General features: G+C 31.9%; 15 protein-coding genes, 2 rRNA genes and 1 pseudogene. 2 read left to right on the top strand and 16 right to left on the bottom strand.

The features are described 5' to 3' along the window. The first annotated feature begins 119 nt into the window (after positions 1-119). The gene (locus FBF22_RS03715; protein ID WP_002857062.1) at positions 120-1,289 is read left to right on the top strand and encodes a pyridoxal phosphate-dependent aminotransferase; all 1,170 of its coding nucleotides are present in this window, start codon (positions 120-122) and stop codon (positions 1,287-1,289) included. Between the two features lie 49 nt (positions 1,290-1,338). Here FBF22_RS03715 and FBF22_RS03710 read toward each other — a convergent pair whose 3' ends face one another. The 11 genes from FBF22_RS03710 to cfrA all read right to left on the bottom strand — a co-directional run bounded on the left by FBF22_RS03710 (position 1,339) and on the right by cfrA (position 16,358). Then, positions 1,339-1,680: a cupin domain-containing protein gene (locus tag FBF22_RS03710; protein ID WP_002857179.1), complete on the bottom strand. Its 342-nt coding sequence runs from the start codon at positions 1,678-1,680 to the stop codon at positions 1,339-1,341. 69 nt (positions 1,681-1,749) lie between these two features. Beyond that, on the bottom strand, positions 1,750-2,781 hold the full coding sequence (locus tag FBF22_RS03705; RefSeq protein ID WP_002869342.1) for an MBL fold metallo-hydrolase: 1,032 nt from the start codon (positions 2,779-2,781) through the stop codon (positions 1,750-1,752). 26 nt (positions 2,782-2,807) lie between these two features. Next, the gene (locus FBF22_RS03700) at positions 2,808-5,723 is read right to left on the bottom strand and encodes a DEAD/DEAH box helicase family protein (protein ID WP_002856920.1); all 2,916 of its coding nucleotides are present in this window, start codon (positions 5,721-5,723) and stop codon (positions 2,808-2,810) included. Positions 5,724-5,739: 16 nt separating this feature from the next. Continuing rightward, positions 5,740-6,729 (bottom strand): DUF4917 family protein, encoded by a 990-nt coding sequence (locus tag FBF22_RS03695; protein WP_002857153.1) that lies wholly within the window; start codon positions 6,727-6,729, stop codon positions 5,740-5,742. A 15-nt stretch (positions 6,730-6,744) separates the two neighbouring features. After that, positions 6,745-7,410 carry a DUF4145 domain-containing protein gene (locus FBF22_RS03690; protein WP_002869344.1) on the bottom strand — a complete coding sequence of 222 codons (666 nt, stop codon included), beginning with the start codon at positions 7,408-7,410 and terminating at the stop codon, positions 6,745-6,747. A 27-nt stretch (positions 7,411-7,437) separates the two neighbouring features. Continuing rightward, the gene (locus FBF22_RS03685; RefSeq protein WP_002856872.1) at positions 7,438-8,706 is read right to left on the bottom strand and encodes a restriction endonuclease subunit S; all 1,269 of its coding nucleotides are present in this window, start codon (positions 8,704-8,706) and stop codon (positions 7,438-7,440) included. After that, positions 8,703-10,613 carry an N-6 DNA methylase gene (locus FBF22_RS03680; protein WP_002869373.1) on the bottom strand — a complete coding sequence of 637 codons (1,911 nt, stop codon included), beginning with the start codon at positions 10,611-10,613 and terminating at the stop codon, positions 8,703-8,705. The genes FBF22_RS03685 and FBF22_RS03680 overlap by 4 nt, the downstream gene beginning before the upstream one ends. A 138-nt stretch (positions 10,614-10,751) precedes the next feature. Then, positions 10,752-12,623, bottom strand: coding sequence for a molecular chaperone DnaK (gene dnaK / locus FBF22_RS03675; RefSeq protein WP_002856760.1), 1,872 nt, complete (start codon positions 12,621-12,623; stop codon positions 10,752-10,754). A 22-nt stretch (positions 12,624-12,645) separates the two neighbouring features. Continuing rightward, positions 12,646-13,176: a nucleotide exchange factor GrpE gene (grpE, locus tag FBF22_RS03670; RefSeq protein WP_002874191.1), complete on the bottom strand. Its 531-nt coding sequence runs from the start codon at positions 13,174-13,176 to the stop codon at positions 12,646-12,648. Continuing rightward, on the bottom strand, positions 13,173-13,967 hold the full coding sequence (locus FBF22_RS03665; protein WP_079263663.1) for an HrcA family transcriptional regulator: 795 nt from the start codon (positions 13,965-13,967) through the stop codon (positions 13,173-13,175). The genes grpE and FBF22_RS03665 overlap by 4 nt, the downstream gene beginning before the upstream one ends. Positions 13,968-14,267: 300 nt before the next feature. After that, positions 14,268-16,358, bottom strand: a complete 2,091-nt coding sequence (gene cfrA, locus FBF22_RS03660; RefSeq protein ID WP_002874193.1) for a TonB-dependent ferric enterobactin receptor CfrA — start codon at positions 16,356-16,358, stop codon at positions 14,268-14,270. A gap of 323 nt (positions 16,359-16,681) precedes the next feature. Here cfrA and FBF22_RS03655 point away from each other — a divergent pair, with 323 nt between their 5' ends. Next, entirely contained in the window at positions 16,682-17,365 is a 684-nt protein-coding gene (locus FBF22_RS03655; protein WP_002859789.1) for an energy transducer TonB, read from the top strand. Positions 17,366-17,465: 100 nt separating this feature from the next. Here FBF22_RS03655 and FBF22_RS03650 read toward each other — a convergent pair whose 3' ends face one another. From FBF22_RS03650 to FBF22_RS03635, 5 genes and pseudogenes are all read right to left on the bottom strand, one after another. Continuing rightward, the gene (locus FBF22_RS03650) at positions 17,466-18,011 is read right to left on the bottom strand and encodes an RNA-guided endonuclease TnpB family protein (RefSeq protein ID WP_002874194.1); all 546 of its coding nucleotides are present in this window, start codon (positions 18,009-18,011) and stop codon (positions 17,466-17,468) included. 4 nt (positions 18,012-18,015) lie between these two features. Beyond that, complete coding sequence (locus FBF22_RS08510; RefSeq protein WP_002780047.1) at positions 18,016-18,279, bottom strand: hypothetical protein; 264 nt, start codon at positions 18,277-18,279, stop codon at positions 18,016-18,018. A gap of 432 nt (positions 18,280-18,711) precedes the next feature. Further along, positions 18,712-18,806 (bottom strand): annotated as a pseudogene (locus FBF22_RS03645) (hypothetical protein). A 1,063-nt stretch (positions 18,807-19,869) separates the two neighbouring features. Next, positions 19,870-19,986 (bottom strand): 5S ribosomal RNA (gene rrf / locus FBF22_RS03640). 256 nt (positions 19,987-20,242) lie between these two features. Next, positions 20,243-23,149, bottom strand: a 23S ribosomal RNA gene (locus FBF22_RS03635). Positions 23,150-23,597 lie beyond the last annotated feature (448 nt).

Raw genomic sequence — 23,597 nt, 5'->3', positions numbered from 1 at the left:
CCTAAAAATTAATACAAATTTTCACATTTATTAAAATTTATAACTCATTTTTAAATTAAATTTATTGTAAAAATGCAATTTTCTGCTAAAATTAAACAAAAACTATTAAGGATTGAAAAATGCTTACAAAAAGATCTCAAGTTTTAGAAGAATCTATCACTTTAGCCATCACTGCACTTGCCAATGAACTTAAAGCTAAAGGCGAAGATATCATTAGTTTTTCAGCAGGCGAACCTGATTTTGACACACCACAAATCATCAAAAATGCCGCTATAAATGCTATTGAAAAAGGATGTGGAAAATACACTGCTGTTGCGGGAATTCCTGAAGTATTAAAAGCTATTCAAACCAAATTTAAAAAAGATAATAATCTTGATTATGAAACAAGCGAAATTATCACCAATGTAGGCGCAAAACACTCTCTTTTTGAATGTATAGAATGTTTAGTAGAAAAAGATGATGAAGTCATTATCCCTAGTCCTTACTGGGTAAGCTATCCTGAAATGGTAAAATTTGCAGGTGGAAAACCTGTATTTATAGAAGGCTTGGAAGAAAATGGCTTTAAAATTACCGCTGAACAACTAAAAAAAGCTATCACAGCTAAAACCAAGGTTTTGATGTTAAATTCTCCTTCAAATCCTGTGGGATCAATTTATTCTAAAGAAGAATTAACTCAAATTGCAAAAGTTTTAGAAGGAACACAAATCACTGTTTTAAGTGATGAAATGTATGAAAAACTTCGCTATGATGGTTTTGATTTTGTAGCTTTTGCAAGTGTAAGCGAAGATGCTTTAAAACGCACTGTGACCATTAACGGACTTAGCAAATGTGGAGCTATGCCAGGATGGCGTTTTGGCTATATGGCAAGTAAAAATAAAGCCCTAATTTCAGCCGTTAAAAGACTTCAAGGACAAAGCACTTCAAATATTTGCTCCATCACTCAACATGCAGCCATTCCTGCTTTAAATGGAGAATGTGATAAAGATATAGAAAAAATGCGTCAAGCCTTTGAAAAACGCCGTAACTTAGCCTTAGACATACTTAAACAAATCCCAAATATCAGTGTTTATAAACCAGAAGGTGCTTTTTATCTTTTTGTAAATATACAAAAAATAGAAAAAGATTCTATGAAATTTTGCCAAAAATTGCTTGAACAAGAAAAAGTTGCCGTTGTCCCAGGTATAGGTTTTGGAATGGATGGATACTTCAGACTTTCTTATGCCACAAGCGATGAGCTTATCAAAAAAGGTTTAGAAAGAATAGCAAATTTCATTAAAAACTATAAATAATTCTAGGTTAAAGCCTAGAATTATTTAGGCAAATTAAAACCTTATAAAATCAAGGCTTTTTAAGCACAGCATTTACTCTTTGAATACTATCTGATTTATTTAAACTCAATCTTATTATAGAATTTTCTAATCCACCTAAAGAATGCGCTACATTTGCCTCTAGGCTTATCATATCTAAAGCATTTAATTCAAATTTTTCCTTTTCCACTTCAAACCAAATTTTACCGCTTAAAACTTGAATATGTATAGCAAAAGGAGCTTTATGCTCTTTCATCACACTATCTTTAGCTAATAAAATTTGAATTTCTTTACCTTTTTCATTGTCAATTAAAACATTGATTTTCACTTCTTTTGGGCTAAATTCCGCCCTACTCCATTGAATGATTTTCACAAAATCTCCTTTTTTAGTTTTATAAAACTATAGCAAAAACCAAAATATAAATTATAAACTTGTGTTAATTTATCCTTCTTTCCACCAAAAATCCTGTTTAAATTTAGCCCCTATTTCATAAGCCTCGCCCATTTTTGGTGTGATAAGGGGTAAATCTAAATTTTCATAAAGAAATTTTACTACCTCATTCCACGCATGAGTTCCTGCTAAAAATCTCCCCCAATGTATAGGCATGACAGCTTTTGCATTAAGATCCTTTGCCTCTTTTAAAATTTGTTCAGGAAAAGAATGTGAATATGGCCAAGCGATATTAAACTGTCCGCTTTCAAGACAAGCTAGATCAAAACTTCCAAAATATTCACCTATTTTTTTAAAATGTGTAAAATATCCTCCATCTGCACTAAAAAACACTCTCTTATCTACACTTAAAAATTCCATCACAAAAGAAGCCCAAAGGGTTTTGTTTTTACCATCTCCCCTACTTGAACTGTGCTGTGCAGGTGTTGCAATGATTTTTAAATCATCAAATTCTACTCCACTCCACCAATCAAGCTCTATGATTTTTTTCTCACTCACCCCATAGCTTTTTAGATAATTTCCCACTTTTAAAGGTGTGATAAAAAATCGTGCTTTTTCTTTTAAAGCTTTTATACTCTTAGCATCTAAATGATCAAAATGCGAATGCGTGATAATCACAGCAAAAATTTCATTAAAATCATTTATATTATAAACAGGAGCATTTTTAAAAGCCTTGTTGATAAAAGAAATGGGCGAAGCATGAGTGTTAAAAACAGGATCAATCAAAATTTTATATTCTTTAAAACTTATAAAAAGCGAAGAATGTCCAAGCCAAGTAATATGCGGAGTATTAAAATCACTCAAATCAGGCTTGAAAAAAGGTAATTTAAAAGAAGGAATGGCATTTTTTGGATAAAGATAATAATACCTCAAAATTTCTTTAAAAGACACTTTAGGAGTTATAAGACTTTGCTCATTTTCATTAAGAAAAATTTCATATTTTTTACCCTGCACTTTTTTAGCTTTTAATCTTTCACTATTTGAAATATCAAAGGTTTTAAAAAAATCTACACTCACAAACATTTATCCTTTTTTGACAATTTTATACTTTAAAAATCATTACAAACCATATTAAACATGGTATTTGCTATCTTGTCTTTAAATTCTATATTTTGATTAAATTGTTTAAAAAGTTCTAAATTTAACTCCAAGATATCTTGAATTTTATCTTTTAAAAGCGCATCAAACTCGATACGAGAATTTTGTATATCGGATTTGCTAAAAGTTTCACGTATTCTTTCATTTTTTGCTATATCATCTTTTATATCGTATAAGATTTTAGCGATTTTATCGCTTTCATTAAAGTCTATATTTGCGTATTTGTTATTAAAATCTTTGATGATGTTTGAAAGTTCTTCTAATTCAGCTTCAACACTTTTGCTCGAACCATCTGCGAACGAAGGCTTTAGCTCTCCATTTCCTTGTAAAACGATGTCTTGTGTTTTATCAAGTTGTAAGCGATAACTATCAAAATCCACATTATCTAAAATTCCTTTAGCTAAATCCTCTGATTTAGGCAAGATGATCTTACTAGCAAGTTTTTTAAGCAATATATAGAGTTTTTCAAGCTCTATGTCTTCATAAGGCAATATTTGTGCAAGAAAAGAATACTCTTTAAGATAAGTTTTTGCTTTATTATAAAAATCTAATTTTTCATCATCACTTTTTTGATTAAATCTATCTAGCATTATGTCCAATTTTGCATGAATGATATTTTCTTTTTCTTTTCTTAAAATAGCATTTGCAAAATCATCTATTTCTTCTTGGGTATAAATTTCATACTCATTTAGATTTGCCTTTAAATCAAAAATTCTATTATCATCTGTGGCTTCACTTAAATAAGTTTGCTCATAAAACACACTAAAAGATTTTGCTATATCTTCATGAGTATTTACAAAATCTAGCACAAAAGTGTTTTCTTTGTTTTTGCAAGTTCGGTTTAGTCTTGATAGAGTTTGTACTGCACTTACCCCACTTAATGCTTTATCCACATACATAGTATGTAATAATGGCTCATCAAATCCGGTTTGGTATTTTTCCGCAACGATTAAAAAACGATACTCATCTTTTTTAAACTCATCTTTTAAAACATTTTCCGCAAAACCATTTAAACCACTTTCGCTATAAATTTCACCTTCTAAATTTACTTCACCTGAAAAAGCTACAATGGCTTTAAAATGTGGATAATTTTTTCTTAAATATTCCCTAAAAACAAGATAATACTTTACAGCATTTTCTCTTGAGCTTGTTACAATCATAGCTTTTGCTTTACCATTTATCTTTTTAAAGCTATTTTGGAAAAAATGCTCACACATGATTTGTGATTTTTGTTCGATTGTTTTGATATTGTTTTGGACATAGGCTTTTAGTTTTACACTTGCTCTTTTTTTATCGTATTTTGGATTATCATTTGTACAAGATATGATTTTATAGTAACTTTTATAGGTTGTATAGCCTTTTAATACATCAAGTATAAATCCTTCTTCTATGGCTTGTTTCATCGAGTAAAGATGAAAAGGGATAAACATTTGTTCTCCATTAACATCACAAGGCATACCAAACATTTCTAAGGTTTTTGGCTTAGGCGTAGCGGTAAATGCAAAATAAGAAGCATTGCTTTGGAGTTTTTTATTTTTTATGATTTCTAAAATTTCATCATCTAAATTTTGACTTTCATCGCCACTTTTATCCCTTATGGCTTCTGCCATTTTTTGAGCATTGCTTCCGTTTTGGCTAGAGTGTGCTTCATCGATGATGATAGCAAAAGTTTTGCTTTTTAAAGTTTTGATCTCATCTAAAATGAAAGGAAATTTTTGTATGGTTGTGATGATGATTTTCTTACCTTCTTCTAAAGCGTTTTTAAGCTGTTTGCTTCCATGAGTGATGGCTTCTACTAAATTTTTTGTCTGTGAAAAGGATTTTACATTTTCTCTTATTTGGCTATCAAGCACTTTTCTATCGGTTACTACGATGATAGAATCAAAGATATTTTTTTCAAGTCTATGCAAGCTTACGAGATTATGCGCAAGCCAAGATATAGAATTACTCTTGCCACTTCCTGCACTATGCTGGATCAAGTAGCGTTGCCCCGTGCCGTTTTCTTTTGCATGGGCGAGTAGCTTTTCTACTACATCGAATTGATGGTATCTAGGAAATATGATGATTTCTTCATTTTTCTTTTTTACAACTTGCACAAAATTAAAAAATAAATTTAGCAAAGTATCTTTTTTAAAGATTTTCTTCCACAAATAAGCTGTTTTTATACCATCACTTGGCGGATTACCTGCTCCATTTGCTAAGCCTATTTTGCCACTACCATTATTTAAACCAAGGTTAAAAGGTAAAAATGTAGTCGCATCTTGATCTAATTTCGTACTCATGTAACAAAGATCATTATCTAGTGCAAAATGCACTATCGTATAGTTAAATATAGCTTCTTTTGGGTTTCTGTCTTTTTTGTATTGCTTTATAGCGTGAAAGACATTTTGTCCTGTGAAATGGTTTTTAAGCTCTATGGTGATAAGAGGCAAGCCATTTAAAAAGATCACTATATCAAGGGAGTTTTTATTTTGCGTGCTATAGTGAAGCTGGCGTATGATAGAAAGGCTATTTTGCTCGTATTTTTTCACGCTTTCTTCGTTTGCATTGGTATTTGGCTTGGCAAAGGCTAGGTAAATTTTGATGCCTTTGATCTCTACATAGCCTTGCAAGGCTTTAACTATGCCTTTGGTTTTGATCTGTGAGAAAATACGATCAAAAAGTTCTTTTTTATAGTTTTGCCCACAACGCTTTTTAAGCTCTTCAAGTGCTACACTTTGCGTAGCTTGTAAGAAATTCTCAAAAAGTTCTACATCTAAACATAAATTTTTATCGTAATTTTCATTTGTTCTTTTGATATAGGCATGGTTTTCTAACAAATATGATTCTATGAAATTTTCTAAATCTTTTTCTTTGTAGTTGGTCATTGTTAATCCTTGTTTTTTACCAAATTTTTACACTTTTATAATCGTAAAAGAAAATTTGCTTTTTATTTTTTTCTAAATTATTATTTTTTTCAATAAAACTATTTAAGTCATTTTTACCTTTTTCTAAACTTGATGCACCAAAATATATATTTTTAACTTTACTTTTTAATATAGCATCTTGTATATGTTCATCGTTTGATTTTAACATTGTTCCAAAAACAATTAAATCTCCATCTATATAAGATAAACTTTTATAGCAATGGTTTAGATATGCGTTGTGAATAATTTTTGCTTTTTTCTGTTCTGATGTGCCTTCCGATACAAAAACTGGATATCTATTATTGTTAAGTTCTTCTGTAATTTGTTCTTTTAAGGGCTTTTTTGTTCTTGAATAAGTTTTTTTAATTATTTTATTACCATTATCAAAAATATGTAAAGCACCATGCAAATAAAAACAAGTTATATCTTTTTTACTTTCATCAAATACAACATATTCTCCATCATTACCACCAAAACCATCTTTAAAATCTTTTCTATTTTGCATTATTTTATGAATAACCCAATATAATAATAAATCATAATTTAATGTAAATATTTTTTGATAATTTTCTATAAATTGAGCTGTTGAGTTTAATTTTTTTTGATTTTGTATTTTATTTGGATGATTGTTTGTAATAATATCAACTAAAAAATTTTTTAATTTTTCAGAATCGTTCGATAATTGCTCACATAATCTTTCATCTTGAGTATAAATTTTTAAAATTTTAGAAGTATTTTCTAAGATTTTAACAACTTCTTCAAAATCACTAGTATTGTTATTTTTAAATATTTTATGAATATTTGAATTTTCTTCTATAATACCATTATCAATAGCACTTTGCAACAAACTTGTAAATGAAAAGCGATTTTTATCATAAGCCATACTAAAACCATTTCCTAAAAGAAGGTGTCTTTTTTCATCTGTTTGTTTTAAAACTTCATCGTATTCAAATAGTTTATTTTCCATATTTTTCCTTATGATTTATTGTTTTTCACCTATAGCACTTTTTAATTTATTTAATCTTTCTTCCCTCTCTTTTGGTTTTGTAATAATTTCTCCTACGATAAAATTAATCATTTCAAAAAGAATATTTGCAATTTCTGAATTATCATTAATATCTAATTCAGAAGGGTGAGAAGCCTTATTGCCAATCAACCTGATAGAATTCATAGCTTCTTCTAAACTCTCTTTTTGTTCTTGATAAAAATTTCCAATATTTATAATTTCTTTGATATCTTCATTAATATTTCTATTTTTTAATCCATTATATATTTGAATATTTTCTTTAAGATACTTCATTAATTCTTGCAAGGCTAGACGCAATAAAGCACATGAAGCTCTAGGAGAGTCACCTAAAACTAAAGATGCTTCTTCATAAATTTCTTTAACATTTTCAGGCATATTTTCTTCAGGAGGAATGGCAACTTCCCTTGGAAAAAATATTTTTGGATTTTCATCTTTTAAATACCAAATAACACTCCTTTCACAATGATAACAAGTAGATTCAGAAAAAGAATATCCTTCTACTTGTTTTATCCTATTATTATACCCATTATAAAAACCATCCCACTCCATACGCGAATATACTCCACAATGAGGACAATTAAATGCCGCTCCTTTAAAACATGGCTTAGTGTATTTATTCATAATTTAACCTCCAAATTTATAGTTATTTTAACTTTTTCCTATCCTACCACAAACCGCTTGGTTTGTGAGTGTGGTTTTGTATTCTTTTATGAGTTTTATTTGTTTTTCGGTTTTTTCTATCAATAAATCTATTTTTTTACATTTTTCATCTAAAAAATTTGCGATTTGTTCTTGCTCTTTTAGTGGTGGAAGTGGAATTTTAAGATTTTTAATTATATCTTGACTAATATTTGGTTGTCCGCCTCCACTTCCCATTGAAATAAGTTCTTTTTTATATCTATTAAATAAATAAAACAAATAAAAAGTATTATACCAAGCACTTTTTTCCAATACACAACAAGCTTGATTAACACAGGCATTCACTTTTAATATAGCCGTTTTTCCAATAGTTGCTCCATACATTGCTATAATTAAAGAATCTTTATCAAAAATTTTTAAAACCGAATAATCATCAAGAGCATCTTGAGTTATTTTTCTCTTACTATCTTTCAAAAATCCATCATTTAAATCTCCTGAGTTAATCCAAACAATTTGTCCTCCTTTGTAATATTTATCATTACCACTATCTGGAGTAGTGCCACTACTTGTTTTTAATATTAACCCAAGTCTTACCAATTTCCAATGCTGTGGAATTTCTCCGAGATATTCTATGCCACTATCTTTGAAATTTACATTTTTATCAAGTCCTTTTGTGGTTGCTTTGTTTATAAAGGCTTGTTTTTGTTCTTTTAAAAGTGTGATGAGTTTTTCTTTTTTCTCTATGAAATTTTTAATTTGCTCGCATTTTTCATCTAAAAAATTTGCGATTTGTTCTTGCTCTTTTAGTGGTGGAAGTGGAATTTTAAGATTCAGTAAATCTTCTTTTGATATTGTATTTCTTAAACCTCTATATAAAAATTTAAGATTTTTTCTGTTATCAAGGTCAATAAAGAAATATTCTAAAAATCGTTTTTCTTGATTTTTAATCTCAAATATAGTATAAGCACTAGTAATCATTCCATTTAATTTTGATAATCCTATAGTTCTAGGGGTTTCTGCTACATCAAAAAGACAAAAAATTAAATCGCCTTCTTTAACTATCTGATAAGTAGAAAAATCACTTGGAAATTTTCCTTCCGGATTATTAATATCTCTTTCTATAACTCCATTTAAAGTTAATGATAGTAATTTTGTTTTATTCCACAAATCACCTATAGGTATACTCTTTAAAACAAAAAAATTTTTACACTTAATCAACTTCCAATGCTCCGGAATTTCCCCAAGCCATTCTATGCCACTATCTTTGAAATTTTTCATTGCATGATCTCTTTTAAAAGATCTTGCACTTCTTTTTCTAGCTTTTCTAATTCGCTGTTTATTTCTTCTAGTTTTCTTGGTGGAGTATAGATATAAAAGTATTTGTTAAAAAGTATTTCATAGCCCACACTTGCACTCTCCCACGCTATCCAAGAGTTTGCTACATAAGGCTTTACTTCTGTGTCATAGTAGTTTTGTATATTTGTTTTGAGTGGAATTTTTTCAGTATTGTTAGTTTTATCGCTATCAATGATAAGATTTTCTTCGCTTTTTTTAAGCTTTACACCTAAAAATTTGATAAATTCTTCTCTGTTTTTAAAGTCTTGTAGATTTTGTTCTAATTGTTCTAATTTTTCTAAAATTTTATCTTTGTCTTTGAGTTTTGCAAATTTTTCATCATCTTTTAAAGCTTCTATGCTTTTTGGTTTTTCTATGATGATTTTAGTATAGCCAAAGTCTTCATTATCCAAAATCTTGCAATCTTTGTTGCTTGCATTTTCTAAAAATAATTTAGTGATTTTTTCTATATGTTCTTTAGTCATTTCATTTTGTTTAGAGCCTAAAGACTTTTTCATTTTTGAAAAATACTCTTCATTTGTAGCGTTTATAAGCTGGACTTTGCCTTTTTTGTGTTCTGGCTTTTTGTTGGTGATGATCCATATAAAAGTAGGAATACCGGTGTTATAAAACATATTAGTAGGTAGGGCGACTATAGCTTCAAGATAGTCGTTTTCTATGATATGCTTTCTTATAGCTACCATACCGCTATCTGAGTTAAAAAGTGAGCTTCCATTATGCACGCTTGCGATACGAGAACCCAAAGGGGTGTCAAACTTCATCTTGCTAAGCATATTGAGTAAAAACATCATTTGCCCATCGCTTTTGCTTGTGATACCTACGCTAAATCTTGGGTCATTGCAAGTTGAATTTGAGCCTTTCTTTTCTACGCCTAAAATTTTTTGATCATTTTCCCAAGACTTACCATAAGGCGGATTGCTAAGCATGAAATCAAATTGTAAGTTTTGTTGATCATTGCTTAAGGTAGAACCAAATTTTATATGATCTGGATCTTCGCCCTTTATTAACATATCTGCTTTGCATATAGCATAAGTTTCAGGGTTGATTTCTTGTCCGTAAAGATAAATATTTGCCTTTGACTGTATAAGTCCTTCAGGATCTGTGATGAATTCTTTTGATTCTGTTAGCATACCACCACTTCCACAAGCATTATCATAAATAAGCCATGTTCCTTGTTTGATCTGCTCTTTTACAGGCAAAAATACAAGATGAGTCATAAGCTCTATAATCTCTCTTGGGGTAAAGTGCTCTCCGGCTTCTTCATTATTTTCTTCGTTAAATTTACGGATAAGCTCTTCAAAAACATACCCCATGCCAAGATTACTCAAGCCTTTATGGATAACATTACCTTTTTCATCTAAAATATCTTCTATACCGAAATTTACCTTAGGCGAGCAAAATCTTTCTATAACACCAAAAAGTATATTGGATTCTTCTAAGGTATCGAGTTGGTTTTTGAATTTAAATTTTAAAATGATATCTTTGATATTTTCACTAAAACAATCAAGATAATTTTCAAAATTTATTCTTATGTTTTTTGGATCGTTTAGAAGGGTTTGTAGATTAAATCGAGAATAATTAAAAAAGCCTAGTTTATTCCCTTGTTTTCCACCTAGCAAAGATTCTAAATTTTCAAATTCATCTTTATAGGTATTGTAAGTTTTAAGAACTTTATCTTTTGTAGGCTCTAAAACCGCATCAATTCTTCTTATGATTGTCATGGGTAAGATAACATCGCGGTATTTACCCTTTACATAAACATCACGAAGCAAATCATCTGCCACACTCCATATAAAGTTGACAATGGGCTGGAATTGGCTTTGTTCCATGATGTGTTCCTTATATTTTTATTAATAATATATTATATAAAATCACTACTAAAAAATTTTTAAAAATTAAATAAGATAAAATAGAATTGAGTTCAAGCCTTTTAACAAGGCTTGAATGAAGATTTTGATTTTGAAAGATTACTCAACTTCAGCGTCGATTACATCGTCATCTTTTTTCTTTTTATCATTGGCTGTGTTTGGCTCATCTTTTTTATACATATTTTCAGCTAGTTTGTGAGAAACTTCACTTAAAGCTTTCATTTTGCTTTCAATCTCTTCTTTGCTTGCATTTTGATTTTTCAAAGTCTCGCGCAAATCATCAAGAGCTTTTTGGATATTTTCTTTATCAGCAGCAGCAACTTTTTCACCCAACTCACTTAAAGATTTTTCTACTTGATGGGCCAAGCTATCAGCTGCATTTCTAGCATCTACAGCTTCTTTACGTTTTTTATCTTCTTCTTTGTGAAGTTCGGCATCTTTTACCATATTATTAATTTCTTCTTCGCTAAGTCCGCTTGAACCTGTGATTTTGATCTCTTGAGCCTTACCTGTTGCTTTATCTTTTGCACTAACAGTTAAAATACCATTTGCATCGATATCAAAAGTAACTTCGATTTGTGGCATACCGCGTGGTGCTGGTGGAATTCCTTCAAGATTGAAATTTCCTAAAGATTTATTATCACGACTAAATTCTCTTTCCCCTTGTAAAACATTGATAGTTACAGCACTTTGATTATCCTCAGCGGTTGAGAAAACTTGCTCTTTTTTAGTTGGAATAGTTGTACCTTTTTCGATAATCTTAGTCATTACCCCACCTAGAGTTTCTATACCCAAAGAGAGCGGAGTAACATCAAGTAAAAGCACATCTTTAACATCGCCTTTTATAACCGCACCTTGAATCGCCGCACCAATAGCCACAACTTCATCAGGATTTACAGACTTATTAAGATCTTTATTAAAGGCTTTTTTCACTTCTTCTTGCACTAAAGGAACACGAGTAGAGCCCCCTACCATAACAATTTCTTTAATCTCATCTTTTTTAAGACCTGCGTCACTTACTACTTCATTGATTTTAGTGATGGTTTCAGCCACTAAAGAATCAATCATACCTTCAAATTTAGCTCTAGTAAGTTTTTTAACCAAGTGTTTTGGCCCACTTGCATCTGCTGTGATAAATGGTAAATTAATTTCAGTTTCATTAGCTGAGCTTAATTCTTTTTTAGCATTTTCTGCTGCTTCTTTCAAGCGTTGTAAAGCCATAACATCATTTTTAAGATCTATGCCTGTTTCATCTTTAAATTCATTAGCTAGAAAATCAATAAGTTTATTATCAAAATCATCGCCCCCTAAGAAAGCATTACCACCTGTTGCTAAAACTTCTACTACATTATCGCCAGTTTCAAGCACAGTAACGTCAAAAGTTCCCCCACCTAGATCATAAACCACGATTTTTTCACTATCTTTTTTATCAAGTCCATAAGCTAGAGCTGCTGAAGTAGGCTCATTGATAATTCTTAATACATTAAGTCCTGCTATCGTTCCTGCTTCTTTTGTCGCTTTTCTTTGCGCATCGTTAAAATATGCAGGCACAGTAATAACCGCATCTACAACACTCTCGCCCAAGAAAGCTTCAGCATCTTCTTTTAGTTTCATTAAAACTTTTGCTGAAATTTCTTGCGGAGTATAAATTTTCCCTGCAATCTCAATAGCACAAGCACCATTTCTTTCAGTGATATGATAAGGAAGTCTGTTTTTAGCTTCTTTAGCCGCGTCTTCATTGATCATCAAACCCATAATTCTTTTAATAGAATAAATAGTTTTTTCAGGGTTAGTTACCGCTTGGCGTTTTGCACTATCTCCTACTAAAACCTCGCCTTTATCTGTAAAAGCCACCACAGAAGGGGTTGTATTTTTACCTTCTTTATTTGGAATTACTTTACTCTCACCGCGTTCATACACAGCAACACAAGAATTGGTTGTTCCTAAATCTATACCTATAACTTTACTCATTTTTTATCCTTTTTATTAAAATTTATTTTGCTACACTAACTTTAGTTGGGCGGATTACGCGATCGGCTATTTTATAGCCTTTTTGAAGCACAGTAACCACTTCACCACTTTGATGATTTTCACTATCTATATGAAACATTGCCTCATGTAAATTAGGATCAAACTCTTTTTCTTCTTTGATAAGAGCCACTCCATGCTTTTCAAGTTTTTTAAGAAACAAATCTAAAGTGTTTTGCACTCCTTCTTTGATTTTTAAGCTAATTTCATCATGACATTCGACATTGATAGCTGCTTCTAAAGCATCTAAAACATCAAGCAAATCCTTTGCAAAGCTTTCATTTGCATAAGCCATAGCACTTAGCTTTTCTTTTTCCATTCTTTTTTTAATATTTTCAAATTCAGCGTTTGCACGCATATATTTGTCTTTTAATTCATCATAGTCTTTTTGCAATTTGTTTTGCTCAACATCTTCGATATTTTGCAAATTCTCATCTTGCAAATGTTCAGAATTTTCTGCGTTTTCGTTTTCAAATTCTTGCTTTTGCTCGCTCACGCCGCCTCCTTTATATATTGTAATATTTTTTTATAATCCGTATAAACACTACCTGCTAAGATAATATTTACATCTTCGCCCAAAAACTGCGCATCCACCTTAAGCCCCATAAAACCTTCTTTAAATAAAGGTTCAAATTCAAGACTTTCTTTAAAATAACGATGAACTCCACAATCTAAGAGCTTAACAAATTCATCATTTTGATAAATTTGATAAGCTCTTTCTTCATTGCTTCTATAGCAAATCAAATTTTGTCTTAAGCTAGCTATTTTTTCTACAAGATCTATAAAATGAACTCTCAAAGCTATTTTTTCTATACTAGAAAGATCAAGCCCTATAAGACTTTGTAAAAAATTCCACGCTTCTTTTTCGTATTTTAAAACCAGCTCTTCATCTTCAAAATCAAGCACTATAAATTTAGTATTAAGATCTAGCACTTCTTTAAGTACTAAACTTCTACCTCCATAAACAAGACAATAAATTTCAAATTCTTTACTTAACTCTTTCAAAAAGCTTTCGTTTTTGATATGGATATTTTTATCTTGTTCTTTTTCCCAAAAACTTTGCCAATAATTTTGCATCGTTAAAATAGTAGGAATTCTACCACTACTTATATGAAGCTGAGTGATCAAACCCTCATCGCTAAGTCTTTTAAGATAAACGCGTATAGTCGAAGCAGGTATACAAAGGTTTGAATTTAATTCATTAGAACCAATAGGTGCATTATCCAAAAGATAAGTTTGGATAATAGACTCTAAAATCAAATCCTTTTTATCTCGACTTTTCATCATGTTTTCCTTTAAAGCTAGCACTCTATTTTTTGATTGCTAGAAGTATTATACAACATTGAGTGTTATTTTGTCAAGTATAAATATAAAAAAATATACTTAATTTTATTTAGTCTATATAACTAAAGTTTTATTAGTTACTTTTTTATAAGGATAGGATATATTTCAAGATTGGTAAACAGGGTGATAATTAGATAAGAAATTTTAAATAGATTCGATAATTTAACTTTTTTAAAAGCACAAGATGCTATAAACAAAAAACCAAAGAAGCCTTTGAAAGCTCTTTGGTTCTTCTATCAAAGCTTAAAAGTTACCATTGATAGAAATATACATTCTTCTTCCTTCTTCTATGCGGTTATAGGTATTTACCCAAGTGCTACCACTCCCACTTGCATAAGATTCCCAGCCATTTGTAAAGCTTTTGTCAAAAAGATTATAAATAGCTGCATTGATACTCCATTGTTTGTTGATATCATAACGCACACCCATGGAAGCTAAAAAGATATCCTTGTAATATTCTCTATTGATATTAGTATCACCCATATAGCGATCTATTTGCCACTCGCCTTTTATCCAAGGAGTGAATTTATTATAGAAGCTGTATTCGGTTTTTAACATGATATTGTGTTTTAAACTATCCTGCTCAGGTTTACCTATCACACTTTTATCTTGTGCTTCTTTAACCTCACTATCAAGATAAGTATAAGCAAAATTTACATTTAAATTATCAAGAAGGCTTATCCCTGCTCCAAGCTCTACACCTTTGTACTCAACCTTACCATGATTGATCGCTCTAAAACATCTATCAGCATTACAAGTACCAATTCCTGGAATCATATTATTTTTGTCATATCTTTGGGTTGAAATTTTATCTTTAAAATTTGTTAAAAAACCTGTCGCAGAAACATAAAACAAATCATTATTGTAAATAGCTGCTATTTCATAATTTAAAGATGTCTCTTCTTTTAAATCAGGATTTCCATATATAGGAAATCTACCTTGACCACTATAATTATAAGCTCCATTTATCAAACGATTTGCATAAGGGGTTCTAAAGCCTGTAGATACACCGCCTTTTAAAGTAAGTTCATCAGTAGGATTATAAACTAGATAAGCTCTTGGCGAAACATTGTTTCCAAAAATTTCATGATGATTATATCTTGCTCCAAAAGTAAATCTTAAGTTATCTTTTATGCTGTACTCATCCTCTGCAAATATTGCCAATAAATACTGATCAAAATTGGTCGGATTAGCTATTTTATCTTGCATTTTTTCAAGCCTATATTCACCGCCTACGCTTAAAATATGACTTTGTCCTAGAGGAATAACAGACTTAGTATCTAAGATAATATCTTCTGCGACTATATCTCTATTTTCTCCCAAAAACGGCTGTGTAGCTTGCCCTACAACTTCGCGTCCATTATTGCTTACTCTATTATACTGCAAACCAGAAGTGATAGAAAAGTTTTCATAAACACCCTCATGACTTAAATAAGTCACAAATTTATCAACTTCCATTATATCAGTATAACCACCTATTAAACTACCTTTTGTATCACCTGGTTTTGTAATAGTTCCTAATTGACCTTTTTTATTATCATAATGATTTCTTGAAAAATCTATATCAAATATAAAGGTATTATAATCATTAGCCAAATAACTGACTCTTGTTCCTATGTTAAAATTATTTGCCTTTGTAGGACTTTGAGCTTGATCTCCTGGAACTCTTTGTCCACTTCCATTTGTAAATTCAACATTGGATTGCTGTCTGTAAAATTCTCTAAAACGAAGCATTAGACCCAATTTGTCATTCATCAAAGGACCACTAGAATAAATACTTGTTCCATAAGTATTGCCCCAGTCTTTATTTTCATTTAAAAGAGCATCCAAACTTACAGAAGTTTCCCATTTATCACTTACTTTTTTGGTAATGATATTTACCACCCCGCCTAAAGCTTCAGAGCCATATAAAGTACTCATAGGACCTTTTATAACTTCTATCCTTTCTATACTAGAAATCGGAGGTAAGAAAGAATTTGAAATTTCATTAAAACCATTAGGGCCCACCTCTCCGCCAATACCCTGACGACGCCCATCAATCAAAACCAAAGTATATCCAGTAATACCCCTCATAGTGATATTATAAGAACCTGTTTTTCCCTTGCTAGCATATAAATCAACGCCTGGGATATCTGCGATAGCCTCTGCAACATCTCTATAAGGCTTACTTTGTAATTCTTTTTTACTGATAACATTGATAGTAGCAGGAGCTTCTTTAATATCTTGGGTAAAGCCAGAAGCACTAACGATTGAGCTATCTAGTTCTACATTTTGCGATATGGCATTGGAGCTTAAGAGACCAATGGCGCAAACTGATAGACATAATTTCTTCATTTTTCTCCTTTTGTTAAATATTAATTAGAAATCAGAATATTATGATAATAATTATTAATTTAAGATAAATTTTGTATCAATTGTGATAATTAGTATTAATTAAAAATTTATTTTTTCTTGCTATAATTCTTAAAAATATAAGTTTTTTTAGAGAAGTAAATAGCAAAAATTAAATATCTTTTAGATACAAGCTTGATTATTTGATTGTTATTTTTCTCTGTGAAATTTGTTTCAAAATTTATCTTTTTAAACAATTTACCATAGAATGTGTTTAAGAAATAAAGATATTTAAATCAAAAAATAAAATCATAACGGAGTAAAAGATGAAAACATTTATAAGCAATCATAAAAACCAATCTTCTTTTATCACTTTATTTGTTTTTACACCTTTATTTTTTGTTTTTCTTTATTCTAAAGATTTTTTACACATACAACCCAATGAAACTATTAAAGAAAATAAATTTAATATGGCAATCAAACATTTTGTACAAAATTCCTCCGATATGAAACCGACACAACCCACACAAACTATACAAGAGCCTTCGAATGTGCAACCCAAAGAACCTGTGCAAGAAATAAAAAAAATAAAACCGAGAAAAGAAAAACCTATCGCTAAACCTAAAAAAATAATCCCTCCAGCAAATGCAAAGGCAATAAGTCAACCCAAAAAAGATACAAACATGCAGCAACAAACTCCACAAGCCAGCTCTTACCAAAGCGTATCTTTAACTAGTAATAGTGAGCTTTTAAAAGAAATAAAATCAGCAATCGATGAAGCCCTAATCTACCCTAGACAAGCTAGAAAAATGCGTATGAGTGGGGAGGTTCTTGTAGAATTTACCTGGACAAAAGAAAAGAAATTAGAAAATTTAAAAATACTTAAGCCTTCAAAATATGATTTTCTAAATAAAAGTGCTTTAGAAACTATACGCATAGCTTCTAAAAAATTTCCACAATATGAAAAAACTTTTCATATAAAAATACCATTGGTATATAAATTAAGCTAAATCTTTCACAATATACTCTATTTTTAATACAAATCACTCCAGCTTTGCTAACGCTTAGAAGTAGAAGCTTCCTAGCTAAAGCTAACTAGTATTAGCTAATTTAAAAGGCTTTGAGTTTATAGTCCTCAAGGCTAATTCCTAACCCAAACAACTTTAATCCACGCTTTAAGATATTATTTGCAGCATTAATATCTCTATGTAAAGTATTGCCACATTTTTCACAAAGATACACTCTATCTTTAAACATAAGATTTTTTTTGATATTTCCACATACACTACAAGTTTTGCTTGTATATTGTGGATTGACTTTTATAAAGAATTTGCCATTATGCTTTGCTTTATACTCTAGATATTGAGAGAATTGATAGAATGAAGTATTAAGAATAGATTTATTTAAACCACTTTTAGCTTTTATATTCTTTAATTTAGCTCTTTTACACATATTCTTAATTTGCAAATCTTCAACTGCTAGCAAGTCAAATTCTTGTATGAGTTTTGAAGTTATCTTGTGATAACTATCCTTTTTGATATTTGAACTTTTTTCATAGATTTTATTTAATTTTAATTGTGTTTTTTTGAAATTATGGCTTAACTTTGTTTTCTCCTTTTTTGTTTTTAATATTCTCCTGCTTTGTTTTCTTTGCAATCTTTTAATATTCAGCTCTACTAAGTAGCTTTGAGTTAGTAGCTATTAACTCTCCACTGCTTAAGGTAATCTCATTGATATTTAAATCAATGTCAACTGCTTTTTTAATATCAAAATCTTTGCTAGATATTAAAGAAACATTTGATTCATCATAAATGATACTAAAAGCTAAATAGTATTTATTGTGATTTTTGATAATAGTGATTTGATTAAACTTATAAGTATTTGGTAAATCTCTGTGATAACGCATTTTAAAAAATGTATTCATAAGTCTAAATATCTTAAACTTAGTAGTATCACTATCTTTGATTTTGTAGGCTTGATTATTCCAATTAAAGCTTTGCTTTGCAAATTTAGAGTTTTTAAATTTGGGAAAGCCTTTATTTTTATCTCTAATTGCTTGCTCTAAGGCACAAGAAGATTAATCCTTGCTTGTTGGGTTACAACACTTTTATAGCTTAATTCTCTTGCTTTTATAAGGCTAGTTTTATTGATTATCTATCTTACTTGCCTTTAAATAACTCCTATCTTTTTTATCTAAATTCTTATTTTTATCCCACTGCTCTTGCTGTAAATTTAAACAAATATTATAGGCTTGATATAGATGATGAAACATTGATGATTAATAAGCTTTTGTTGTTCTTTGTTTAGGTAGAATTCTATATTTAAAACCTTTGGTTATTTGCATTGCTTTGTTTCATTAGGGCTTTTTTTCTTTTTGGTTATATATTTTTTCTTAGGGTAATTATCTTCTATGACTTGATTTTCTGCATATTTTTTAAGAGTTTCTAGCATTATTCCGCATAGGTATTCTATAAAAATTACTGATTATGTCAAATACCTAACTAGAGCCGTACAACTAACACTGTAAGCAATTCATCTCCCACTTAAGAAGTGAGAGTTTTATTGAATAAAAAAAGATAAATTTAAAGCAAGTAATCTTTTTTTAGACAACACTAAACCCTTGCATGTATTTACAGCAATATTTATTTCATCATAAACAACCCCCAACCCATAAAACCTCAATAAACACTATAAAATAAAAGTATTGGTAAAGAACAAGCAAACAATAAATCTCAATCACCCAGACAAAAACAATCTCAACCGACCCATAAAGCAATAAATCAAGCAAGCATAATTAATTTAATTGATTAAACTAATAAATTTAATTTATAAGATTAACAATAAAAAACCATAAATTAACTAAGCTAATCCCACCCAAACCCAAACAAGCCATAAATTACACACACTTTTTTACAAACATCAATTAAATAGCAAGACTATCGATGATAAAAAATTTATCTCAAGTATAACATTCATTCTCGCCAACAAGAATAGACAATCATAGTCTATCCACCCTAACCCAACATTAACCCCTAACCCAACCAAGAAGTGTATAACAACCCCAACCCATAAACCTCAATAAACACTATAAAATAAACTTGAGTGATTAAAAATCCAACCCAATTATTGAACAAACCCAACTTACATAATAAAATATAAACTAGACATATAAAGAACAATTGACACATAAAAATAGATTGAATAAATAAACCTATACAAGTAAACATAAAGATTAATTATTGATACAAAAGATTCAATAAATAAAAAGAATAATTGAGATATAAAAACATATAAACTAAACAACTCAAACAACCATTAAATTAACCCAAGCCAATCAACAACCATAGCTAAGCTGACAATACAACAAATCAATTTAAATATAAAACTACAAATTAAATCAACCCAAGCTAATTAAACCTATAAACATAAAAAAATAATTAAATATAAAAACAACGATTGACATATAAAAACTAAGATTTTAAATCTATAAGAATAAGATAAAGCAGAATTAACAAGTCCGCAATGAGCTACTTTCCCCCTGCCAGTAAGGCGTAGTATCATCACCCACGATGTGCTTAGCTTCTTGGTTCGGGATGGAGCAAGGCGTTTCCACATCTGTATAATCACGGACATTGTTATTTAAATATTCTTTGAAAGATTGAATTTAAAAAATAAAGCTTAATCTTTTATTTCTTTACTTTTTTCTTTATTCTCTTTCTTCTTTTCTTATCTTTTATCTTTGATAAGTTTTTATATAGAATACTTAAAAAACAATGTTAAGAGCAAGTTCTAATACAAACTCTACTTGAAAGATTTCTATTAAACTCTAAATATTATCTATATTCAAAGTCTTCTTAAAAACCTTAACAAGGAAGTGATGCTTTATTAAAGATAAGCCAAACGCTCTATTAGTACTGGTCAGCTAAAGGACTTTCATCCATTACACACCCAGCCTATCAAACTAGTAGTCTTCTAGAGAGCTTAGAGAAGATTCATCTTAGAGTTGGCTTCACGCTTAGATGCTTTCAGCGTTTATCCTTTCCAAACTTAGCTACGCTGCGATGCTCTTGGCAGAACAACAGCTACACCAGTGGTTTGTTCAACCCGGTCCTCTCGTACTAGGGTCAAATCTCTTCAATCTTCTTACGCCCACGGCAGATAGGGACCGAACTGTCTCACGACGTTCTGAACCCAGCTCGCGTACCGCTTTAAATGGCGAACAGCCATACCCTTGGGACCTGCTCCAGCCCCAGGATGCGATGAGCCGACATCGAGGTGCCAAACCTCCCCGTCGATGTGAGCTCTTGGGGGAGATCAGCCTGTTATCCCCGGGGTACCTTTTATCCTTTGAGCGATGGCCCTTCCACACAGAACCACCGGATCACTAAGACCGACTTTCGTCTCTGCTTGACTTGTATGTCTTGCAGTTAAGCTGGCTTATACCTTTATACTCTACGAACGATTTCCAACCGTTCTGAGCCAACCTTTGTAAGCCTCCGTTATTATTTGGGAGGCGACCGCCCCAGTCAAACTACCCACCAGACATTGTCCCACTTGAGGATAACTCAAGCTGGTTAGCTACCCAAATAAGAAAGAGTGGTATCTCAACAATGGCTCATATACAACTGGCGTCATATACTCAAAGCCTCCCACCTATCCTGCACATTCTTATCCAAGTAGCAGTGTCAAGCTGTAGTAAAGGTCCACGGGGTCTTTCCGTCTTGCCGCGGGTAGGAGGAATTTTCACCTCCACTACAATTTCACTGGATCCCTCTTTGAGACAGCTCCCATCTCGTTACGCCATTCATGCAGGTCGGTATTTAACCGACAAGGAATTTCGCTACCTTAGGACCGTTATAGTTACGGCCGCCGTTTACTCGGGCTTCGATCAAGAGCTTCGCTAATGCTAACCCCATCAATTAACCTTCGAGCACCGGGCAGGCGTCACACCCTATACATCCTCTTACGAGTTAGCAGAGTGCTGTGTTTTTGGTAAACAGTCGGGAGGGACTCTTTGTTGTAAGTTTCCTTGCTTTCGGAGTAAATCCTAATACAAAGCTAACCACACCTTATACCGAAGATACGGTGCTATTTTGCAGAGTTCCTTAAAGAGAGTTCTTCCACGCGCCTTAGAATACTCATCCCACCCACCTGTGTCGGTTTACGGTACGGGCAACATTAGCTAAACTTAGAAACTTTTCTTGGCTCGACGGCATCAGGGGTTCTTCTATCCATCCGAAGACTTCAAAAAGCCTTTCAGTTCTCGGAGTATTGTTATACGGATTTGCCTGTACAACCTCCTACGACCTTAGACTAGCACTTCCATCCGCTAGCCCCCTTAGCCCTAAGCGTCCTTCCATCGCACACTAATGTTGGTATTGGAATATTAACCAATTTGCCATCGTCTACCCCTTTCGGACTCGACTTAGGACCCGACTAACCCTACGATGACGAGCATCGCGTAGGAAACCTTGGGTTTACGGCGTTAATGATTCTCACATTAATTATCGCTACTCATGCCTGCATGCTCACTTCTATTCGCTCCAGCACTCCTTACCGGTATACCTTCGACGCAAATAGAACGCTCTCCTACCACTTAGTAAACTAAGTCTACAGCTTCGGTACTTACTTTAGCCCCGTTATATTTTCCGCGCAAAATCACTAGACCAGTGAGCTATTACGCTTTCTTTAAAGGATGGCTGCTTCTAAGCCAACCTCCTGGTTGTTTAAGTAACTTCACATCGTTTTCCACTTAAGTAAGATTTAGGGACCTTAGCTGGTAGTCTGGGTTGTTTCCCTCTTGACGACGGATTTTATCACTCGCCGCCTGACTGCTGTGATTACATATAAGGTATTCGGAGTTTGATAGGGTTTGGTACATTGGTGTATGCCCTAGCCCATTCAGTGCTCTACCCCCTTATATTACGACACAACGCTATACCTAAATATATTTCGGAGAGAACCAGCTATCACGAAGTTTGATTGGCCTTTCACCCCTATCCACAAGTCATCCCGGGGCTTTTCAACGCCTATGGGTTCAGTCCTCCACTAGTTCTTACACTAGCTTCAACTTGCTCATGGATAGATCACTTCGTTTCGGGTCTGCAGCATCTGACTAAGCGCCCTATTCAGACTCGCTTTCGCTACGGCTTCGCGTTTGCTTAACCTTGCCAGACACCACAACTCGCAGGCTCATTATGCAAAAGGCAGTCCATCACCCTGTATTGCTACATAGGGCTCTGAATGATTGTAAGCAAATGGTTTCAGGTTCTATTTCACTCTGATCACCTCAGTTCTTTTCACCTTTCCCTCACGGTACTTGTGCACTATCGATCTGGTATTAGTATTTAGGGTTGGATCGTGGTCGACCCGGATTCAGACAGGATTCCTCGTGTCCCGCCCTACTCAGGATACTGCTAGCTAAGGTTTGTTTTTCGCATACGGGACTATCACCCTCTATGGTTATACTTTCCAGAATGTTCTGCTAAACTTACCTCTTGCACATTGCAGTCCTACAACCCCCAGTGCAAGCACTGGGTTTGCCCTCTTGCGCTTTCGCTCGCCGCTACTGACGCAATCTCTATTGATTTCTTTTCCTGAGGGTACTAAGATGTTTCAATTCCCCTCGTTCGCTCCTATATAGGTAATGTATATCTCTATACATTGGGTTGACCCATTCGGAAATCTACGGATCAAAGCTTCTTGACAGCTCCCCGTAGCTTATCGCAGTCTAGTACGTCCTTCATCGCCTTTACCAGTCAAGGCATCCACCATTCGCTCTTAGTAGCTTACCTTTTTTACCTTTTATTATTGATTCTAAAACGCATCACTTCCTTGTTAAAGTTTTTATGATAAGACTTCTTTATCTTAAGACGGAAAGCATTCAAACACTTAATATAAAACTAAATGATTTAGTCTCAACTAAGCTGTGAGTTTGAAACTTGTCTTTAATTTATAATCCTTAAATCTAATATTCTCTTTATTTATAGAAATAAAGACAGCTAAAAGTTAAGTTAAACTAAAGAAAAGATAAATAGGTTTTATCCTTTAACAAGTCCTGTAAAATTGTTTTTATTAAAACTTGCTTGTGACTCTTAACAATGATAATTAAAAAGAACATTTAGGTTTAAAACCTAAAGGAAGTATATATATTAACATAATTCATTATAAATATAAATGCATAATGTATATGCTACTTATATCTATTAAAGTATATTCTTTTATAGTTAAAGATAAAAAATA

It is taken from the genome of Campylobacter sp. CFSAN093260 (assembly GCF_012890095.1).
Classification (GTDB): domain Bacteria; phylum Campylobacterota; class Campylobacteria; order Campylobacterales; family Campylobacteraceae; genus Campylobacter_D; species Campylobacter_D jejuni.
Note: the sequence above shows the minus strand (reverse complement) of the source record. Positions and strands in the feature narration are given on the sequence as shown.